Here is a 20,954-nt window from a genome sequence, read left to right on the forward strand (position 1 = left end):
AAGATGTTTCTTGCTTTTTAATTTATAAGAATCAAACTTAATGTGGATTATTTTCGTAGAAAGCTCTATTCAGAGATGAAAGCATAATCACAATTAGTTTCAAAAATTAGTATAGATAGCTGTTATAATTTAAATTCGCTGAAAATGCAGTAGGAAACAAATATAACTGCTTCAATAATAAGCACTGGTTGACATTTGTAGATAAAAATAATTAATGAAACAAGTAGTTACTTAATTGTTTACAATAATAACGTATTCACGATAAAGTGGAATAACTTAAGAACAATGAATATTTATTTAGATACGTTTTATAAAGAAAACATATTATTGTATCTACCTTTTAGCCATTATAATTAAATTGACACTTAGAATAATTGGCACTCAAAACATAACTATATAATATTTAGGAGAGATTTCATGTCAAAAGGACAAACTTTACAAGATCCATTCTTGAATTCGCTGCGCAAAGATCGCATTCCTGTTTCTATTTTCTTGGTTAACGGTATTAAGTTGCAAGGCCAAATTGAATCGTTCGATCAATATGTTGTACTCCTCAAAAATACAGTTAGTCAAATGGTATATAAACATGCCATCTCAACCGTAGTGCCAGCTCGTAACCCGCGTAGTAGTACAACCACTACAGGTACTGGCGCTCAACCTCAAGGCTCAGCGCAAACTGGCTATCAAGGTGGTGGCTTTGAGCGTGGCAGCAATCCTGCTGCGGGCGGTTTTGAAGAGCGTGGTTTTGCCTCTAGCCGTAGTGGGTTTAATCGCGGTGGGTTTAGTCAAGGTCAAGAACGTGGCTTTGAGCGTGGTAGCTTTGGACAAGGTCAGGAACGCGGTTTTGAGCGCGGCGGCTTTGGACAGGATCGTGGTTTTGATGCACCGACGGACAGTACAGGCTTTGAAGAAAAGCCGGATAACGGATCGAATGATACCAATAGTTAATTAGCTGCATGCATTGAGTGTATTATCTAACTATACATTACGAGACATGATTTATACGATTAAGACCTGCTACTATAGTGGGTTTTTTTTATATAAATAAGCAGATAGTCACTGTAAAAAATAATTGCTGCCTCCATTATATAAATGGTAGGCCATTATTAATATGAAACAGAGTATAGTAAAATACTAGGTTGATTCATTATAAAAATAGAGCAGATTCATGAGCGATACTAAAACTGATTTGACCCATGAGCAGTTTATCACAACGGCTATTGACGCGATTAATACTGAGATATCTGCATTAGCATTGTTGACAGAGCAGATAGATGACAGATTTGCACAAGCATGTGACGTTATTTTGGCTTGTCAGGGTCGAGTGGTAGTAACGGGCATGGGTAAATCAGGATTGATTGGACGTAAAATAGCAGCGACTTTTGCCTCGACGGGTACGCCTGCTTTTTTTATGCATCCTGGTGAGGCAGGTCATGGCGATTTGGGCATGCTGGTTAAAGGTGATGTACTGCTTGCTATCTCGAACTCTGGTGAATCCGATGAGATTAAGATGCTACTACCAGTGGTCAAACGCTTGAACATACCTCTAATCAGTATCAGCCGAGATAAACGCGGTATGCTGCCACGAGCGGCTGATATTGTTTTGACTCTTGGCCATTCACAAGAGGCTTGTCCACTCAATCTTGCCCCTACATCGAGTACAACGGCTACCTTAGCGTTAGGGGATGCTCTAGCGGTCGCCTTGGTACATGCACGTAACTTCACTTCTGAGGATTTTGCATTATCACATCCGGCGGGCGCATTAGGTCGTCAACTATTGACACGTGTCGAAGATTTAATGCATACCAAATCAGAGGACCTACCCTTGATTCACCAACAAGCACCGCTACAGCAAGCATTATTTACAATGTCTGCTGGACGCTTAGGGATGACCGTGGTGACTGATGATAATGATAAAGTCGTTGGTGTATTCACAGATGGTGACTTGCGCCGCGGTCTTGAAAAAGGTATCGATCTACAAACGCCGATGAATGAGGTAATGGTCAGTAACCCACGCCATATCAGTAAAACAATGCGCGCATCGGATGCCTTAAGTGTCATGAATGAGAATGGTATCAGTCAGTTACTAATTATTGATGATGAAGATCGTTTAGAAGCAGTCATTACTGTTCATGATTTATTACAAGCTGGTGTAAAGTAATTTATCGATAGTTGATAGAACGATTGGTTTTTCATATAAAATAGTTAGAAAAATATTCGTCAAAAAGAGACAAATAATGCAAGATTTAATAAAAAAAGCAGGACAAGTAAAACTATTGGTCATGGATGTCGATGGAATTTTATCTAATGGTCAAATTATCTATGACGCTAATGGTATCGAAACCAAAGCGTTCTCAGTACAGGATGGCGTGGGCGTTAAGTCTCTAGCGCGTTATGGTATTTTAACTGCTATTATTACTGGGCGTAGCAGTGCTATGGTTGATAAACGTGCAATAGAAATGGGTGTCAATCACGTGGTACAAGGACGGGATGATAAGCTCATTGCACTAAAAGAGTTATTGTCGTCTCTTGACCCTGAGCTCAATATTACTGCTGCCGACTGCGCTTATATGGGTGATGATTTGCCAGATATTAAAGCGATGCAAACGGTAGGGTTTGCAGCAACCGTGCCAAATGCACACGCGGAAGTCATAAAACGCAGTGATATGGTCACCACTCGAGCAGGTGGTACCGGCGCAGTACGTGAGGTATGTGATCTGATTTTAAAGGGTCATGGACATTATCAAGACTTTATCGCACATTATACGCTTGATGAAACTCAAGCTCAGGATGAACTGTCGTGAATACACGTGTTCTCATTATATTAGCATTGATTATCGCCGGCATTGCGGGCTGGTTTTTCCAGCAGCAAGGGGATGTATCGCCACCAGTCAATATCGAGACGACAGATGTCGATTATGAAGCTACTGATATCAAAGCAGTTCAGACAAATGAGCAAGGTGAAACTGAGTATGAACTTACTGCGGAGTCTTTGACGCATAATCCTGAAACCAATCAGGATGAGATGTCAGGCATCACGATGAATTGGGAGCCGTCAACAGAGCAGCGCTACCGTATTCAAGCGGGTAGTGCAGCCATCAGTCAGCAAACAGGGGAGTTGAGCTTATCAGGTGGTTTTACACTGGTTAGCGAAGGTAATAAAGAGGCGTCTGATATTGAACCAATCAAAGTGACTGGTAGTACCCTAAAAGGCAATACAAAGTCTGGTCAAGTGTATAGCGATGAACCTGTCAAAATTGAACAAGGGATGAATCGTTTTGAAGCATCCAGCATGACCGCCAATCTGGAAACGGGTGAATATGAGTTTGGGCAAGTTGCTGTCGCTTTTACGCCCGCTGATCGTCAAGACAAAGCATTATTTTAAACTAGCGCTTTCTACTACATTAAAACAGCAGCTAGCATGAAGTTTGCAAATCCTATCACCAATTACGAAATGAGTTATTATATGAAATCTAAATTTTTGCCTACTTTATGCGCATCAATCTGCTCACATAAACTACGTGTTGTTCCAACGTTTATGTTGTTAGCCCTACCATTGTATAGCCATGCACTGCCATCAGATGCCAATCAGCAAATCAAGCTACTAGCGGATAAGGCCACTTATAGTGAGCGTACTGGCGTTACTAGTTACTCAGGTAATGTCATTATTACTCAAGGCACTTTTAAAATGACTGCGGACAATATCACAGTCAATCTCTCGCAGCAGCGCAGCATTAATTCAGCGGTGGCGACGGGTCGTCCAGCTACTATGCAGCAGGTTGTGACGCAAGAAAAAGGCTTAGCAAAAGGTCAGGCAAATAAGATTGATTATAACGCGGTATCTGGCATTATCACCTTAACAGGAAATGCCAAGCTGGTTCAGAATGGGGCAAGTTTTGCCGGTAATGTTATTCGTTATAGTCTAAAAGCAGGTGATGTAGAAGCGACCGCTGGTGGTAATCAGCGAGTAGAGTTGGTATTTCCACCAAACAATAATACCAACCAAAGTGGCGTACGCTAATCTGGTCAACCAAAGCACAAATAGGTTTTTGGTAGTATACGAATATCGTGAAAGCAAGAGTAAGCTATGAGTGACAATAAAAATATAGATTCTTCAGTATCAAATAGCAATACGGCGCCTGTTGCGCGCTTGACTATGCAAAATTTGGGTAAACGTTACGGCAAGCGCTGGGTAGTCAAAGATGTCTCGTTTTCTGTTGAGCAAGGCCAAGTTGTTGGACTGCTAGGCCCGAATGGTGCTGGTAAAACGACCAGTTTTTACATGGTGGTGGGACTGGTCAATATGGATAAGGGCCGTGTCACTCTAGGAAAAATGGATCTGTCTAAATACGCTATGCATGAGCGTGCTCGTGCTGGCATTGGTTATTTGCCGCAAGAAGCGTCGATTTTCCGTAAATTATCGATCGAAGACAATATATTAGCCATTTTGCAGACTCGTACAGAATTAAGTAAAGCTGAGCAGCAGCAAGAGCTTGAAAAACTGATTGGCGAATTCCATTTAGAACATGTACGTACCTCACTAGGAATGAGTGTGTCAGGCGGCGAGCGTCGTCGCTGTGAAATTGCTCGTGCGCTAGCAGCGGATCCTAAATTTATCTTATTGGATGAACCATTTGCCGGTGTAGATCCCATTTCTGTTGGCGATATCAAGGATGTTATTTTGACACTGAAAAATCGTGGTATTGGTGTCTTAATTACTGACCACAATGTTCGTGATACGTTAGCCATCTGTGAAAAGGCTTATATCGTTTCAGAAGGGGCTATCATTGCTGAAGGTACTTCATCTGAAGTCTTAGAAAATGATCTGGTCAAATCTGTTTACTTAGGTAAAGACTTTCAAGTATAGCCCGCCGCGCTAAATCATTTTTTACTGATATTTTTATCTACACGAACTGCTGGTTTTAGCATTGCGACTAACTTATAAAGCCAGCAGTCAACATCCTCATTATATTTAGAATAACCTACGCTTAGCGTTCTCCCTTCTATTAAATACAGCTTTCGATACTCACAACTGGCTGATCGTGACAAACACTCTTACATTCCCACTCATCAAAGAGCGTACGATATTCTATTCATTATTCTCGACTAATCATCTGAATAAGGCTCATCATTTATGGCAAAAAATAAAAGCAGTTATGTCTGTCAGCATTGCGGTGCGCATTTTGGCAAATGGGCAGGGCAGTGTACAGATTGTGGCGAATGGAATAGCTTGGTAGAAGCGCCAAATGTCAGTATGCCGCATCACAATAAAGGTACCGCCAAGCCTAATGCCAGCCGATCCACTTCTCGTAGTGCTGCTGCACCAGCTGGTAACTACTCTGGCACTCACAGCGCAGTTATGCCACTTAACGCAGTCAGTGTGACGTTAGACACACGCTTGCCAACAGGCATTAGTGAGTTTGATCGTGTGCTGGGTGGTGGATTGGTAGCTGGTTCTGTCGTACTAATCGGTGGTGACCCTGGTATTGGTAAGTCAACCATATTGTTGCAGACAGCGACTAATATGGCACGTGCTGATTCTTTGGCAGGTAGCGCGCTTTATGTGACTGGCGAAGAGTCACTTGCACAAGTAGCTATACGTGCCAAACGCTTAGATTTACCTGCTGATAGACTTCGCGTACTCGCAGAAACCAATGTAGAAACCATTTGTGCGGCCTTGACCCAAGAGCAGCCAGCCATTGCTATTATCGACTCTATCCAGACTATTTATACTGATGCTATCAATTCTGCACCAGGCGGTGTCAGTCAAATCAGAGAGTCTGCCGCGATTTTAACGCGCTATGCAAAGCAAACAGGCACAGCGTTGTTCTTAGTGGGCCATGTGACTAAGGAAGGCACCTTAGCAGGCCCACGTGTACTTGAGCATATGGTCGATACGGTATTGTATTTTGAAGGTCAGTCTGACTCACGTTTTCGGATGATCCGTGCGGTCAAAAACCGTTTTGGCGCGGTTAATGAGCTGGGTATTTTTGGCATGACTGACATGGGACTCAAAGAAGTTGCCAATCCATCAGCGATATTTTTGAGCCGTTATGATAAGCCCGTTGCTGGATCTGTCGTTATGGTTAGCCGTGAAGGGACTAGGCCGTTACTGGTTGAGGTGCAAGCGTTGGTGGATGACTCCCAAGGACAGCCTAGACGCATGGCATTGGGTTTGGACTTCCAGCGTTTGTCCATGCTACTAGCAGTGATGCACCGTCATGGTGGCATTCATACCAGTGGACAAGACGTCTATGTCAACGTTGTTGGTGGCGTCAAAGTCATAGAGACTGGATCTGATTTGGCAGTGTTGTTGGCATGTGCCTCAAGCATCAAAGAAAAGCCATTGCCATCGTCATTGGCAGTGTTTGGTGAGGTCGGTTTATCTGGTGAAATCCGTCCAGTACCCAACGGTCAGGAACGCTTGAAAGAAGCGATGAAGCATGGGTTCAAACATGCGATTATTCCAAAGGCCAATGCACCTGCGAAAGACGCGCCTCAATTTAAAGGAATTAATGTGATTGCTGTTGAACGTCTTGATGATGCTATCGAAAGTGCATTTGAGCTATAGGTAATCTCAGGAAGTATAAAGGATGTTATCAAAAAAGCGCCTAACTCATGATAAGTTAGGCGCTTTTAGTGTTTGCTTTATATGAATTGTCTAAAATTAAGGCCCTGAAACACGCTCAATAGAAACGTTACCAACACCTTTGTTTGTGATACCTAAACGCTTAGCAGCGCCATAAGATAAGTCCATAACACGGTTGCCATGGAATGGGCCACGATCGTTAACTTTTACCACAACGCTCTTGCCGTTAGTTTTATTGGTAACTTTAACATAGCAGTTTAATGGTAGTGAGCGATGCGCCGCAGTCAAACCATTCATGTCAAAGGTTTCACCACTGGCTGTTTTACGACCATGAAACTTACGACCATACCAAGAGGCAAGACCAGTTTGTTTAAATTTACTAACAGAGTTAGAAGCTACTGCGGTTAGGCGCTCTAGTACATCTTCATCATTGGTGACTTGAGTGGTATCACTCGCTAATAGTGAGCTACTAAGTGCTAATGAAGTAGGCTGACGTGCTGATTTGACCAAACTTGATGCACCATCATGCTGACGGCTAAGCTCACCAAGTACACGATCGATATGGGAGGCGTTATCTTGCGAAATCATTGCAAGGGAGGTTTTTGCTTCTACAGCATTTACATTTGTAGCAACTGCAGAGCCAGCGAATAAAACTGCCGACATAGTAAGTAAACCAGATAAACGCTTATTCATAAATACCTCTATAACTTATACACCAAAACCTAACTCTAAATTTTTTAGATTGAGTATGACAGCGTTAGACCAATCTAACAGTGAATCAAACTCTAGAATCTTCATATTAATCTATTGTTTTTGTAGCGATTAATATTTAGGGCGAGACTCTTATAGGTTTCAATATATGGTAATTTTTCATTTTATGATCATAAGTAGCGGTAGTAATGACCGTAGTTACTTAGGACATGCTTAAATGATAGTCAGCGATATTCATTGAGTACTTATGTTTAACTTAGAGAGTAAGTATCAATGTCACTATATGTCGTATCTATATAACTTCCGATATACAAACTTTCTGGTATTGCTAAAGTAATGAAGGGTTTAAACGTTGTTGCGTGATGCTTTGTTATTAAACCGTTAACTAAGTAGTGTATTTGAAAGTCTGAAATCTACAAGATGCTAACTATACGACCAATCTACAACCAAAGTATAATTAAATGCAAAGTTTGTTAGTGGCTATGTACGGGTTATGTATCAAAGTACAGTAAAACGAGGTTAACGCAATTTTTTGTAAAAAACAAGGAATAAAATATTTCAGTCCTGATTTACAATTCATTTTTGTTAAAAAAATCATTGTTAATGACAGTATGATACAAGTAATTAATTAACAATGATTTATGTCTTGTGACAGCCTTTTGATAGGCTGATCATGACTGGAGATTATGTAGTATCTATTAAAAGTAACAAAATATTAATAGTAGAAAAATCGCTAACATTTTGACTTAATCTAAACTTTGTCATCATTAGTCATGTGAGAGTACTTTATTTTACGCTCAATGTTTTTGAAAGATATAAATGATGTATGTTTGTTATATTTCAATGATAGTTTACTAATATTTTATATATAAGGTGTTGATTTTAAGTGTTTTTAACCAGACTTGTGAGTGTGAATCGACATCAATAAACCAAAACCTGCCATCAAAGTCACAATAGCGGTACCACCATAGCTGATGAAAGGTAAGGGTACGCCAACAACAGGTAAAATACCACCAACCATACCGACATTGACGAATATATACACGAAGAAAGACATGGCAATAGCGCCAGCTAACAGTCTGCTATAAACGTCAGGATGGGTGAAAGCGATATATAGGGCACGCGACAAAAGGCAAAAGTAAATAAACATCAGTAGCATGACGCCTAGTAAACCAAATTCTTCAGAGAAGGCTGCAATAATAAAGTCAGTATGGCCTTCTGGTAAAAAATGCAGATGCGACTGTGTGCCTTCTAAATACCCTTTACCAGTGAGACCACCTGAACCAATAGCGGTCTTTGATTGGATAATATTCCACCCAGCACCTTGTACATCGGCTTCAGGATTGAGTAGGGTTAGGACGCGCGTACGCTGATAATCATGTAACAAAAAGTTCCAAGCAAACGCAATAAAAGGTATCGCTAAAATCACAGCAGCAGAAATCAAGCGCCAAGACAATCCAGCTAAGAACAGCACAAAAATGCCACTGGCAGCGACTAAAAGCGAAGTACCAAGATCAGGCTCTTTTGCAATCAATAATACGGGTACGATAATCAATGCCAAAGTAATGGCAATACTAGATGGTGATGGCGGAAGATCACGCTTGGATAAAAACCAAGCACACATCATGGGCATACCGAGTTTCATAAATTCAGACGGCTGCACACTGCCAAACCCAGGCAAGTTAATCCAACGCTGAGCACCCATACGCACTTCACCGATGATATCAACCAATACCAACAATATAAGCCCTAACACATAAAATATAGGCGTAAAGGTACGGTAAAGGCTTGGCGGTATTTGTGCCATCGCAAACATCACGGTGAATGCCAAACCGTAACTCACCATCTGACGTATGACCATGCCAACGTCTTGACTGGCAGCACTATATAAAATCGTCAGGCCAATGCAGCAAACCGTTAACAAAAGCAAGGTCAACCATGGATCGATGTGAATACGTTGCCAGATCGTCGGTGCATGACTTTGACCTAAGTGATGGCTCTGACGTGAAAAACGGTATTGCGGGTTAGAAGACATAGGCAAAGTTTGGCTAGCAGTTGGGGTAAAAGTGAGAGGTTATCTGAGCTGTCTCATATAAAATATGTGATGAGTATTTGACGGTCTCTATTCTAATAGAAGCTCACGGACAAAAAAACAAGCAGATATTTAACATCTAGGCAATAAAGTCACTGAATTATAAAAGTGATAAGGATAAGTGTTAATTACGAATATCCTGCCTCAGATTAGAGGCGATAGTTTAGCCTGCCTGCTGAAAATTTGATAGTATCGATAAAACGTTTTTAGCGGTAGATTCCTGCAATGATAAAATCAAAAAACCATAACTATGGACAAATCCAGAAGCCTATTCTTGCACTGGTTGTTTGTATGAGTAGCATCAGTGTTCATGCCGCTATCATCAGTGATAATAGTGAACGCCGTATCGAAGTGCGTCAAGGCAGTGGCGACACTAGTAATGCTTATATATCGCCTTCTAATAATATCTCTAGTCAGCGCCCTGGTGTCACTATGTTAAGTGGCGCAAATACATCAAATGGCGATAGTATGCAAAGCTTGATTGCACAAAAGCAGCGTGATTTTGAAATTGATGCCAGTCTGTCCATCGAGGAAAACAAACGCGTCAATGTGAATCAACGAAGACCGACTTATAATACAACTTACCGTAATAACAGCTACAGCACAGCGAATAATACCTATAATAGTGCCAATAACGATCTTACCAGCATGGACTTTAATGCATGGCTCGACAGCAATAGTTACCGTGCTAGGCAAGTAGCCGAATATCAGCGCTATTTGAGCGCGCGTGTGGGTGCACAAAATGTACCACCACTGTCTCAGCTACTTACCACCGCGCGCAGCTGGGATAAATGCGGTTATGAGCCTTATCAGCTGCCACCGCAAGAGCTATGGGCCAATATTGTACCGACCCTACGTCTCTATAGCGAACTAAAAAACCAAGGAGTTTTACCTTTGAGCACCGAGATACGCTCGGTATACCGTAGCCCTGGGCTCAACGACTGTGCTGGCGGTGCTGGCAGTAGCAAGCATATGAATGCAAGTGCCATGGATATTTGGGTGCCAGAGTACGAAGACAACCTGTGGCGGCTTAGTACGATGCAGGATGGCCTGTGTCAGTTTTGGCAATATCAAGGACAGTCTTACAACTTCGGCCTGGGTTTATATGCCACAGGTGCGATTCATCTCGATACCGATGGTTATCGTAAATGGGGTTTCAATCATGCCAGTAGTAGCTCTTCTTGTCGCTATTAGATAGCTAAGAGTTAACACGTCATAAGCAAGCATACCCTTAAATCAGTGACAAGCCTTCAAATTAGTGATAATAAAAAAACTAGAAACAGTATAATATCGCTTATAAATTTTAAAGCTAAATGATTAATAGGATGATCTAGCTAGACGCGCAAGTTCACCAAAAAATTGTTTGGAATTAGGATTTCATGTTCTAATAATGGCATGTTTATCAATTATCTTTATATCCTTATCGCTCTTCAAGGAAGAAGATCACGGTTATTATAAGCGGGATTTATGACAAAGCAGCATTCAGCAGTCGCAAGATGCAGTAAATCGAATGAAAGGAAACAACGTTTTTTTCGCTCAAAATATATTTACACTACGTTAATAGGTATGGCATCATTTTCCATATTATTGGTAAGTGCCTGCAGTCCAGAACCCTATTCTGAAAACAGCTCATTGGTGATAGATAAAGCTGCGCTAACACGTGATAGCATCGTACAAAATTCTGAAAACATTGAAGACGGCATTAGAAACTCTTATGCTCGTTTGGCCTCAGAGCGCGCTGATGTATGCCCAAAGTTAATAGAAGAAGCGCAGGGTAGTCAGGTCATCGAGCGTGTTGCAGAAGTGATGGTAAACGATTATTGTGACTATTTCCTATATCCTCGAGAGGGTCAGCATATTTCAGTTGCCACCAACAATCGCCAAATCGAAGCCTTACTTATAGTTCCCGCGCTACATAACTTTGCTAATGGTGGTTACGAGGTCATGTCTTACGACAAGCATATCATTCGACTGAGCTATAATGGTGCCACCTATAAGCCTCAAAACCTCAATTACGACATCGTAATGACCATTTCTGATAACTCTGATAAAGAGTATTCGTAGTCTTTTTTGATATCACAAGTCAGTCACAAGATAATAAGCACATGAGTGATGAGTCGGGCATACTGAACTGCTCATCACTCACGCTATTCATTATCTAATTGAGTGAATTTAACCTAGCTTATTTTCCCCTTATTATTTGGTCGTTTTTGTCGTCGCTTTGGTTTCCTTCCAAGGATCGTCTTGACCAACTGTCACGATTAAAAAGTCATCCGGATTTAAGGTATCGCGCAGCGTTTTATTGACCCCTGACAGCGTGACTTGATCAATACGGTTGACATAATCGGCCAAGTAAGTGTTTGGCAATTGATAGAAATTCATCATTCCTAACAACCCATTGATCCCTGCGTTACTCGCAAAACCCATCGGGAAGCTATTTTTGAGATTGTCTTTGGTCAGGCGTATCTCGTCCTGAGTGACTCCTTTTTCTAACGTGTCATCAACAACCTCTAAGCTTGCATCGATTGCCGCACGTGCTTTGTCATTGCGCGTTGAAAAACCAATCTGATAAGGACCGCGCGATAGCATCGGATTCATTGAGCCTGAAATACCGTAGGTGTACCCGAGATTTTGTCTAATCTCAGTCATCAAACGGGCATTAAAGTCACCACCTGCCATTACCTCGTTACCAACTGCAAAATTGGTTTGCTGCTGCTGGGCTGTTGGATTGGTTGCACGTTTACTACCCAATTGTCCCATCAATACGGTGGTTTGGGTACTTGGGAAAGGAATATGAATATGCTGCGCTTTAGTGAGAGGTTTAGGCTCAGGTAAGTCAGCAGCAGCTTGACCGGCAGGCAGTTTAGTCGTGATGTCCTCAGCCAGTTTTTTCGCTTGTACCAAGGTCAGATTGCCTGTCATGGCGATAGAGGCATTTGCCGCTACTAAATACCGATTTTTAAAGTCTATCAGCTGTTGCTTCTGGATAGTTGGCACGCTCTCTAGCGTACCGACTGAGGGATGAGCGTAAGGATGACTGCCGTATAGAGCCTTATCAAAGGCAATACTGGCAAGACTGCCAGGGTCTTGTTTTTGCTGCTGTAAGCCAACGAGTAATCGTGACTTATTACGCGCTAATACCTCATCATTAAACGTAGGCTCACTCACCATTTGCGTCATCAAATCAACAGCTGGCAGAAGGTGTTTATCGTCTGATAAGCTGCGTAGCGAAACAATGAACATATCCTTATAGACACTACTGCCCAGATTGATGCCTAGCGTTTCAACAGCACGCGTGAACGCATCTTCATCTAAGCTTTTGGAGCCCTGCTCAAGCATCGTTGCGGTCATGTTGGCGATGCCAAAACCGTCCTTATTGATACTGCCATCACGAGCACTACCAGCGTTAAAACGTAAGTCCACATCGACGATCGGTAAGGCTGTGGTCTGAACGAACATAACAGGGACGCCAGCTTTGGTCTTAAACTCTTGAATCGTTGGTACTGTGACTTTTAAAGATTTGGCATCATCAATACTGGTAAGCTTAGATAAAGCTGCAATGGGCGCACTTGCATCAACAGCAGTAGGGGCTCGGTAATCTTCAGCGCTTGTAGTGTCTGCCTGAGCAGTATTAGCCAATATACTCAATGCAAAAACTACGTTGGTACTGAGGCATGATAGCTTTTTTAATGAGAGACTAGATGATATAGAGGGCAAAGCAGTACTCAAAGATTTTTGTCTTGCTTGAGAGTCATATTTATTCTGAATCATGATGTTCTTCTTATTAAGAATACGGTTATATCGTCCCTTTTATGAGACGTTCTGATAACAGGCAGCATTTATTGTGCTTTGGTAGTGTTCTCTTTTGGTGGCACGATATGCATCACCGTCAAGTTGTCCTTAACCAAATACTTCTTACTGGCAGCCTGAATGTCAGCAACGCTGATACCATCTAGTTTGGTTGGTAACTTAGCAAGTAATCTGTCATCTAGCCCGATAGACTGTAGTGAGCCGATCATACGTGCTTGTCCTTCCATGCTATCTTGTGCATACACTAGGCCAGTGACGGCATTGGTCTTGGCGCGACTGATTTCATCAGCGGCAATCGGGTCTGTTTTGAGTTTTTCTATCTCTGATATTATGGCTTGTTGCGCTTGTTCTAAACTGACACCTTCACGTGGTGTCGCTTGAATCATAAATAGCCCATCGCCGCGATCTAACAAATCGTAAGAAGTACCAACCGTGGTCAGCAGACTTTGCTCACGTATTAGTCGACTCTCCAAGCGTGCAGATAGACCGCCATCGAGTACGTCTTGAGCAAGCGAGAGGGCGTAAGCCTGTTTTTCATTGTTTGCGCCTGCTGTTACTAGGCTAGGTACGTTGTAACCCATTAGCAAAACGGGCACTTGCACCGCTTGCTCAGAGTCTACTTTTTGATAACCACGAAAGCCTTTTTGAGTGACAGCGTTACGTTTGGGTACGTTGCTTGGCGCCAGCTCACCAAAATAGCGTTTGACTTGAGTGAGTACTTCTTGTGGCTGCACGTCGCCGACGATGACTAAGGTAGCATTGTTGGGTGCATACCATGTCTTGTACCAGTCTTTTAGATCCGAGAGCTTGATGGATTCTAGCTCGTTCATAGGCCCAATGACAGATTCTCCTTTTGGACTGTCAGGCAATGCTAGCAAACGAAAGGATTCGTAAGCTTTGGCAAGGGGATTGTCATCAGTACGCTGACGTCGCTCTTCCATGACCACTTGGTGCTCTTTGGCAAACTCTTTGTCATTGAAGGTGAGGTTTTTCATTCGATCTGCTTCAAGCTCTAATGCCAATGGCATACGATTGGCAGGAAATAGCTCGTAGTAGCCCGTATAGTCATAGCTAGTAAAGGCATTATTAACGCCACCAAACTTGGCAATCAATCGCTCATAGTCATCACTTGATACATCAGCAGTACCTTTAAACATCATATGCTCAAGTAAGTGAGAAATACCGCCTTTATCCAGTGGCTCATCTGCCGAGCCCACCCGATACCAAATCTGGGTCATGGCGACGGGTGCACGGTGATCTTCTTTTATGACCACTTTTAGGCCATTTTCTAGTTGATATTCATGCCGACCCGACATGTCCATTGTCAATGCAGAGGACGGTGATTCTTTGCTCGTTGTATTTTTATCCAACGTGTTTTTATCTACAGTACTGTGAGACAAGTCTTTTGTAGCAATTGAGCTTGTAGCAGGCGCTACAGAGTTAGAGGTCATCGTACTGGTTTGACAGGCAGCAAGTGATGTCGCCATCGCTAAAGCACATGCAATGCGTAATGGCGTAATAGGTAGTGGTAAAGACAATGGCATGGTATGGTCTACTTATATAGAATAATGACTGGAGTGATGGACGTAATCATAGCAATACAATGCATCACAGTGATGTCTGTGCGCCAACCATGACACTAGCGGTCGGTCTGAACTCTTGCGTGGTATTGCAACCTGCCACAGATAATATAGTTGTCGTTAGCAAAATCGCTACACTGATATTGGCAATGCTTTTATAGTGTTTAGAGAGTGATGACATGGCCGTTTCCTAATAAGGATTTTTGAATGAGTCTTGGTAGAGTAGGCGAAGTCTGACAAGGAACAAGTCAGAATTTTGTGTCCAAACCTTAAGCAAAACTTTCTCAAATCATTATGTGATTTTTTAAGCAGATAATTTTTGACGACAGTCTACTATGGTAAGGGCTGAGCGCGACTTGAATTATGCTAAAATAGGCTAAAATCCATGGTCATATAGCTGGCAAGCTTATGACAATCTAAAAATCCATTTACAATAAACAAATAATTAATAGTAATAACTTTTAGGGCAAACTTATGAATAACCCAAACAATAGCAACCGTGTGGTCATCAACCTTGATGATGGTCTTGATGACTTAGATGACGATGATATTACCTTACCCAGTTTACCGGCGCAATCTGTACCCATTATTGATGAAACAGAGAGTGCTGCGCCACAAAGGGATATTACGGCAAATAGAGACGTCTCAAACAATGAGGCAGCAGAAAATATTGCTTTGGCCACACCAATTGTTATGACAGAAGAGCATAACGTCCCTAAAGGTACCTCTGAGAGCTTTTCAAGTGCTAAAGAGACAGGCACTACGAGCAAACCTAACACTGCGACAACCATTCCTGCTATGCCACTACAAGAGCAATTAGGCGATACACCAAGTGTGAGTCCAGTCGCTAGCAGTAATGTACAAGCGACTAAGCCGCAAGAAATTGCTGAAGAGTCACAAGAAAATAAGAAAAAAGGCAGCTGGTTTAACCGTATGAAGACGGGGCTGAGTAAGTCACGTAAAAACTTGGCCGAAGGCATGGTCAGTATTCTTATCGGTGGTAAAGAGATTGATGACGAGCTGTTAGAAGAGGTTGAAGATCAACTATTGGTAGCCGATATCGGTGTCAACGCGACCAACCGTATCATCAAGAGCCTGACCGAGCAGACTGCCCGTGGTGACTTGATTTATGCACACTCATTATATAAAGCCTTGCAAAGTGAGCTGGTTGATATCTTAACGCCAAAAGTTGAGCCACTGGTGATTGATACCAGCAAAAAACCATTTGTTATTTTAGTTGTGGGCGTCAATGGTGTGGGCAAAACCACCACCATCGGTAAGCTTGCCAAGCGCTTACAAGGTGAGGGTAAATCAGTCATGCTAGCGGCAGGCGATACGTTCCGCGCGGCGGCCACCGAGCAGCTACAAATTTGGGGTGAGCGTAATCATATCCCAGTGGTAGCACAAGGTCATGGCTCTGATAGTGCTTCTGTCATTTTCGATGCGATGCAATCAGCTAAAGCAAAAAATATCGATGTACTCATCGCCGATACTGCTGGCCGTCTGCAAAACAAGACACATTTGATGGCAGAGTTAGAGAAAGTCGTACGCGTGATGCGTAAAGCTGATCCAAGCGCTCCGCATGAAGGCATGATCGTACTTGATGCTGGCACGGGTCAAAATGCCATTAACCAAGTTGAGCTCTTTAATAAAATTGTGCCGCTGACAGGTATTACTATCACCAAACTAGATGGTACTGCGAAAGGTGGCGTGGTGTTTAACATTGCCGAAACGACAGATGTCCCTATTCGCTATATTGGTGTGGGTGAGTCGATTGATGATTTGCGTGCCTTTAGTCCGAAGCAGTTTGTCGCCGCTTTGTTTGAGACAGATGACAAAGAATAAAATAGCCAGTTTTATTTGGTAAATCATTTTTAAGATAATATGGAAGTAAACGCTATGATAGTTACCACAGCAGCTTTTGGGTCACATCAATTAACGCTGATAGCCCATGCTAATGAGCATGTCAGCAAGCATAGTCAGCCTACGCTTGTTGAAGCCAACTGGCTGCTGCCCGGTAATACTTGGCATAGCTCAAAATCCGTTTCCAAGCTTAAAAAATATTATGGCCTGACAGATGAAGACTTTACCTTTATAGACAGCAATAGCCTAAGCATGAAAGAACCTACTCAAGCTTTATTAATAGAAACGATTTTCCAACTCAAAGATTACGCTGCTGGTAAACGTAAAACATTGGATTTGCCCTTGGATTTCTCTATGGGTACTGAGTTTCAACAAAGCGTATGGCGGGCACTGCAAGAGATTGAATATGGCGAAACCATCAGCTATGCCACCCTCGCGCAGCGTGTTGATAGCCCGAAGGGGTGTCGCGCGGTTGCACAGGCTAATGGCAAAAACCCTTTTAGTATCATTGTTCCTTGTCACCGAGTGATTGCGAGCGACGGTAAGCTAGGTGGCTATACAGGCGGGCTGGACAAAAAAGAGTACTTGCTAGCGCTCGAAGGGGTTAAATGTAAATCGTAATAGCGAATATAGCGCTGTATCCATTAAGTTCTTAAATATAGAAAAAAGCACCAAGCCTGTAATCGGGTTTGGTGCTTTTTATTTGGTTGTTTTCCTATGTGGTGCTTCCTTTATATAGTGCTCTGGCTATTTGGCGCATTTATTACAGCTAGAGCAGCCTTGAGATTTCTTAAATAGAATCTTTGTCCACACATAATAGACAGAGATGGCAACGATGATAAAGACAATCAAGTATTCTAACCATGTATTCATATCAGCTCCTTAAAATCCAAAAATTTGTCCCGTGATGCGGTAGACTATCCAAGCCATCGTATAAGCCAGCACAAACAGATAACCAGTAATGGCTAAAGTCTGCTTCAATGACTTGGTCTCACGGCGAATAACCGCGAGGGTTGCCAAACACATTGGGGCGTATACGTAAAAAGCTAAGAATGCAAAGGCAGTGGCCAGACCCCATTGAGCATGAATGATAGGAATAAGCGTTTGATTGATGGCCTCATCACCCACGCCGCCTACTGCATATACCGTACCCAACGCTGCTACCACGACCTCGCGCGCGGCCAGTCCTGGGATCAAAGAAATACACATCTGCCATGTAAAGCCAATGGGTGCAAAAATAGGCTCGATCAAATGCCCAAGCATACCAGCAAAGCTATAATCAATAGCAGGGCCAACGGCATTTGTAGGTGCAGATGGAAAAGTGACTAACACCCATAACATCACAGATAGCGTGAAAATGACTGTACCGGCTTTTCTTAAAAACGCACTCACTTTGTCCCAAAGCTCACCAGCGATATGCTTCACATTGGGCATGCGATAGGTTGGTAGTTCCATTAATAAAGGAAAAGCAGACGATTCTGATTTTGCACTATGAAAGCGTTTGAATAACCATGAAACTAGCGCTGCTGATAATGTGCCCGCAACATATAGTATAAATAAAGTAATGCCTTGCAAATTGAATATGCCAAGCACTGTTTGGCTGGGTATCACCGCTGCAATGATGAGAGCATAAATCGGTAGACGAGCCGAACAAGTCAACATAGGCAGTACTGCAATGGCCATCAAGCGTTCTTTATGGCTTGGTATCGTACGAGTAGACATGACAGCGGGTACAGCGCAAGCGAAACCGGATAACAATGGAATAAATGAGCGTCCAGATAGGCCTACTTTGGATAATAAATTATCTAACAAAAACGCGGCACGCGGTAAATATCCTGAGTCTTCTAGTATCAATAAGAACAAAAACAGCAAGGTGATTTGAGGTACGAATACCACGACGCTACCCACACCAGCCACAATACCATCGACGATAAGACTCTGTAAGATACCATCTGGTAGCCATTGCATCAGCAGTGTGCCCACACTACCAACCAACCATTCGATACTATCCATCAGCGGCGCGGCCCATGCATAGACGGCCTGAAAGATGACAAATAGGATCATCAGCAAAATAACCACCCCTATGACGGGATGCAAGGTCAACTGGTCCAACCGCTCATGCCATTTTGGTAAACGTTGTGCACTTGTCACCGCTCGGCTCAGAATATCATCAGCCTGTTGATACATGGTATGCGTGTCGCTATCACCATCAAAGAAATGGATGGGCTTGTCGCTGCCAGAGATATACTCGATCAGCTCGCCAGCTAATTTCATTAACGGCTCGCAACCTTTGCGCTTAATGGCAACGGTCTTGACAAAAGGTACGCCCAGCTCATCAGATAATATCGCTTCATCTACGACCAGACCACGACTATGTGCCACGTCACTCAGATTGAGTGCGACAATGATCGGTAAGCCCAAGCTTTTAAGCTCAAGTAGCATCCGTAGCGACATACGTAGGTTGGTGGCATCCGCCACAAAAATAATCCCATCAGGGACAGATTCGCCAGGCATTTGACCGAAGAGCACTTTACGAGTGACTTCTTCATCTAGGCTGGCTGTTTTTAAGCTATAGGTGCCGGGCAGGTCTAAAATATTGACATTGCTATGACCAAGTAGAGCAGCACTGCGCTTATCAACGGTGACGCCAGAATAGTTGGCTACTTTGGCTTTAGAGCCTGTTAGCACGTTGAAGGTGGCCGTTTTGCCGCAATTGGGTGCGCCTACCAAAGCTAATGTGATAGGTGCAGTGCTGGCTTTTATTTGTTGAATGGGTACTGAAATAGATACTGAAGAGGACATAAGCTTATGCATCGCTTCTGGAGGAATGTATATGAGGAAGCTGTTTGGATAAAGCAGAGGTTGACTGGGTTATCTGTGCAGATTGATCATGGGTTTTTACGCTGATGTGATGGCGCGGCATTTGATTTTCATCAGCTCATCAGCACGTAAGCTAAACTGAGCGCCCGTACTCAACTGTACGGCATAAGGCGGTTTACCAAACAGACCTTTGGCAACAATATGAACCAATGTATTGGGCAAAAATCCTAAGTCTTTGAGCCGTTGGCTAATGGCACCATCGATTTCACCGAAGCGATGATTGGCAACAATCTCGTCAATAATGGCAGGCTGGCGTTTGTTTAGCTCTAATAATGAACATACAGGCGATGCGTTTGTCAGAGTAGGAGCGTCAGTAGCGGTAGAATAAGAAGGTGAAAGCGTCACACTCATATAAAAGTCCTTAGTTATTTGCATCTTTGCAAATGATAACTATTACTATTTTTGTGTGATTATATGCCTCGTCTATGAGAAAAACAACCGTTATAAGAGAGTGCTGTGATAACGAAAAAACCAGACAGTATGACACCATCTGGTTTTATAATACTAAAGTTCAGTACTACTAAGAAAATCTGAAGCTGTCTTAGCTATCCCTCAAGCTGCGCCATGACGTCAGCAGAGAAGTTCACGTTAGTATAAACTTCTTGCACATCATCCGCATCTTCTAACATATCGATCATCTTTAGGATCTTTTCAGCATCTTCTACATTGTCGATTTCAGCCGTGGTAGATGGTGACATGGTGACTTCAGCATTGTCAGAGACAAGACCAGCAGCGTTAAGCGCGTCTTGAACTTGACCGAAAGTTTCCCACTCAGTAATGACAAGTAAGCTTTCACCATCGTTTTCGATATCAACGGCGCCCGCATCTAGTGCAGCTAGCATGACTTCATCTTCTAAGCTCACATCATTAAAGGTGATTTCGCCGCGTTTAGTAAACAGATACGCCACAGATCCTGATGTACCGAGGTTGCCATCGCATTTGGTAAAGGCGTGACGGACTTCACTGACAGTACGATTGAGGTTGTCAGTCATGGTTTCGACCAGTACCGCTACACCGCCAACACCGTAGCCTTCGTAACTGACTTCTTCCATGTTTTCATTATCACCGCCGCCTGTACCACGGTCGACAGCACGGTTAATCGTGTCGCGAGTCATATTGACTGATAGCGCTTTTTCGATAACAGCACGTAAGCGCGGGTTTTTGTCAGGATCGGGGTCGCCTTGTTTGGCAGCTGAGACGATTTCACGGATAATTTTGGTAAATATTTTACCTTTTACTGCATCCTGACGGGCTTTACGGTGTTTGATATTTGCCCATTTTGAATGGCCTGCCATATAACATCCTTAAGGTTTACGTATTATTTTTTATGTGTAAAAAGGCGATGAATCACAGCCTTCGATGTCTGATCACCTTGTTTTATACTATCATTACTTTGTCTATATAAGGTAATAGCGCTACTTGCACGTTA

20 protein-coding genes are annotated in these 20,954 nt (G+C 42.8%); 11 read left to right on the forward strand and 9 right to left on the reverse strand.

Going from position 1 to position 20,954, the window contains the following annotated elements:
* Nucleotides 1-417: 417 nt before the first annotated feature.
* The 7 genes from hfq to radA all read left to right on the forward strand — a co-directional run bounded on the left by hfq (nt 418) and on the right by radA (nt 6,571).
* Nucleotides 418-948 carry an RNA chaperone Hfq gene (gene hfq, locus QO189_RS09925; RefSeq protein WP_371532612.1) on the forward strand — a complete coding sequence of 177 codons (531 nt, stop codon included), beginning with the start codon at nt 418-420 and terminating at the stop codon, nt 946-948.
* 220 nt (nt 949-1,168) lie between these two features.
* Complete coding sequence (locus QO189_RS09930) at nt 1,169-2,161, forward strand: SIS domain-containing protein (protein WP_371532613.1); 993 nt, start codon at nt 1,169-1,171, stop codon at nt 2,159-2,161.
* Nucleotides 2,162-2,237: 76 nt separating this feature from the next.
* Nucleotides 2,238-2,804 carry a KdsC family phosphatase gene (locus tag QO189_RS09935; RefSeq protein ID WP_371532614.1) on the forward strand — a complete coding sequence of 189 codons (567 nt, stop codon included), beginning with the start codon at nt 2,238-2,240 and terminating at the stop codon, nt 2,802-2,804.
* Entirely contained in the window at nt 2,801-3,385 is a 585-nt protein-coding gene (gene lptC, locus QO189_RS09940; protein ID WP_058024069.1) for an LPS export ABC transporter periplasmic protein LptC, read from the forward strand. The genes QO189_RS09935 and lptC overlap by 4 nt, the downstream gene beginning before the upstream one ends.
* Nucleotides 3,386-3,538: 153 nt before the next feature.
* The gene (gene lptA / locus QO189_RS09945; protein WP_227511569.1) at nt 3,539-4,021 is read left to right on the forward strand and encodes a lipopolysaccharide transport periplasmic protein LptA; all 483 of its coding nucleotides are present in this window, start codon (nt 3,539-3,541) and stop codon (nt 4,019-4,021) included.
* A 135-nt stretch (nt 4,022-4,156) separates the two neighbouring features.
* Nucleotides 4,157-4,867, forward strand: a complete 711-nt coding sequence (gene lptB / locus QO189_RS09950) for an LPS export ABC transporter ATP-binding protein (RefSeq protein WP_371532639.1) — start codon at nt 4,157-4,159, stop codon at nt 4,865-4,867.
* A gap of 267 nt (nt 4,868-5,134) precedes the next feature.
* Entirely contained in the window at nt 5,135-6,571 is a 1,437-nt protein-coding gene (gene radA, locus QO189_RS09955) for a DNA repair protein RadA (RefSeq protein WP_371532615.1), read from the forward strand.
* Nucleotides 6,572-6,667: 96 nt separating this feature from the next.
* Here radA and QO189_RS09960 read toward each other — a convergent pair whose 3' ends face one another.
* Together QO189_RS09960 and rodA are read right to left on the reverse strand one after the other, a co-directional pair.
* Nucleotides 6,668-7,282 carry a septal ring lytic transglycosylase RlpA family protein gene (locus QO189_RS09960; protein ID WP_058024065.1) on the reverse strand — a complete coding sequence of 205 codons (615 nt, stop codon included), beginning with the start codon at nt 7,280-7,282 and terminating at the stop codon, nt 6,668-6,670.
* A 910-nt stretch (nt 7,283-8,192) separates the two neighbouring features.
* Nucleotides 8,193-9,335: a rod shape-determining protein RodA gene (rodA, locus tag QO189_RS09965; RefSeq protein ID WP_371532616.1), complete on the reverse strand. Its 1,143-nt coding sequence runs from the start codon at nt 9,333-9,335 to the stop codon at nt 8,193-8,195.
* Nucleotides 9,336-9,683: 348 nt separating this feature from the next.
* Between rodA and QO189_RS09970 the strand changes: the two genes are divergently transcribed.
* Nucleotides 9,684-10,586, forward strand: coding sequence for a D-Ala-D-Ala carboxypeptidase family metallohydrolase (locus QO189_RS09970; RefSeq protein ID WP_371532617.1), 903 nt, complete (start codon nt 9,684-9,686; stop codon nt 10,584-10,586).
* Between the two features lie 372 nt (nt 10,587-10,958).
* Complete coding sequence (locus tag QO189_RS09975) at nt 10,959-11,456, forward strand: hypothetical protein (RefSeq protein ID WP_371532619.1); 498 nt, start codon at nt 10,959-10,961, stop codon at nt 11,454-11,456.
* Between the two features lie 132 nt (nt 11,457-11,588).
* Here the strand turns inward: QO189_RS09975 and QO189_RS09980 are convergent, their stop codons facing one another.
* From QO189_RS09980 to QO189_RS09990, 3 genes are all read right to left on the reverse strand, one after another.
* Nucleotides 11,589-13,163 (reverse strand): M16 family metallopeptidase, encoded by a 1,575-nt coding sequence (locus QO189_RS09980; protein WP_371532620.1) that lies wholly within the window; start codon nt 13,161-13,163, stop codon nt 11,589-11,591.
* A 68-nt stretch (nt 13,164-13,231) separates the two neighbouring features.
* Nucleotides 13,232-14,746: a M16 family metallopeptidase gene (locus tag QO189_RS09985; protein WP_371532621.1), complete on the reverse strand. Its 1,515-nt coding sequence runs from the start codon at nt 14,744-14,746 to the stop codon at nt 13,232-13,234.
* A 64-nt stretch (nt 14,747-14,810) separates the two neighbouring features.
* Nucleotides 14,811-14,963 (reverse strand): hypothetical protein, encoded by a 153-nt coding sequence (locus QO189_RS09990; RefSeq protein WP_371532622.1) that lies wholly within the window; start codon nt 14,961-14,963, stop codon nt 14,811-14,813.
* Nucleotides 14,964-15,256: 293 nt separating this feature from the next.
* On the opposite strand from QO189_RS09990, the gene ftsY reads away from it, so the two are divergent.
* Together ftsY and QO189_RS10000 are read left to right on the forward strand one after the other, a co-directional pair.
* Nucleotides 15,257-16,627 (forward strand): signal recognition particle-docking protein FtsY, encoded by a 1,371-nt coding sequence (gene ftsY / locus QO189_RS09995; RefSeq protein ID WP_371532623.1) that lies wholly within the window; start codon nt 15,257-15,259, stop codon nt 16,625-16,627.
* A gap of 54 nt (nt 16,628-16,681) precedes the next feature.
* Nucleotides 16,682-17,266 carry a methylated-DNA--[protein]-cysteine S-methyltransferase gene (locus QO189_RS10000; RefSeq protein WP_371532624.1) on the forward strand — a complete coding sequence of 195 codons (585 nt, stop codon included), beginning with the start codon at nt 16,682-16,684 and terminating at the stop codon, nt 17,264-17,266.
* Nucleotides 17,267-17,392: 126 nt separating this feature from the next.
* Here the strand turns inward: QO189_RS10000 and QO189_RS10005 are convergent, their stop codons facing one another.
* The 4 genes from QO189_RS10005 to QO189_RS10020 all read right to left on the reverse strand — a co-directional run bounded on the left by QO189_RS10005 (nt 17,393) and on the right by QO189_RS10020 (nt 20,820).
* On the reverse strand, nt 17,393-17,518 hold the full coding sequence (locus tag QO189_RS10005) for a FeoB-associated Cys-rich membrane protein (protein WP_371532625.1): 126 nt from the start codon (nt 17,516-17,518) through the stop codon (nt 17,393-17,395).
* A 9-nt stretch (nt 17,519-17,527) separates the two neighbouring features.
* Entirely contained in the window at nt 17,528-19,447 is a 1,920-nt protein-coding gene (gene feoB, locus QO189_RS10010; RefSeq protein WP_371532626.1) for a ferrous iron transport protein B, read from the reverse strand.
* A gap of 96 nt (nt 19,448-19,543) precedes the next feature.
* A complete protein-coding gene (locus tag QO189_RS10015; RefSeq protein WP_201598674.1) occupies nt 19,544-19,876 on the reverse strand; it encodes a ferrous iron transport protein A in 333 nt (110 codons plus the stop codon).
* Between the two features lie 194 nt (nt 19,877-20,070).
* Nucleotides 20,071-20,820, reverse strand: coding sequence for a YebC/PmpR family DNA-binding transcriptional regulator (locus tag QO189_RS10020; protein ID WP_201598675.1), 750 nt, complete (start codon nt 20,818-20,820; stop codon nt 20,071-20,073).
* Between the last annotated feature and the right edge of the window lie 134 nt (nt 20,821-20,954).

Source organism: Psychrobacter sp. Arc29 (genome assembly GCF_041431175.1).
Classification (GTDB): Bacteria; Pseudomonadota; Gammaproteobacteria; order Pseudomonadales; family Moraxellaceae; genus Psychrobacter.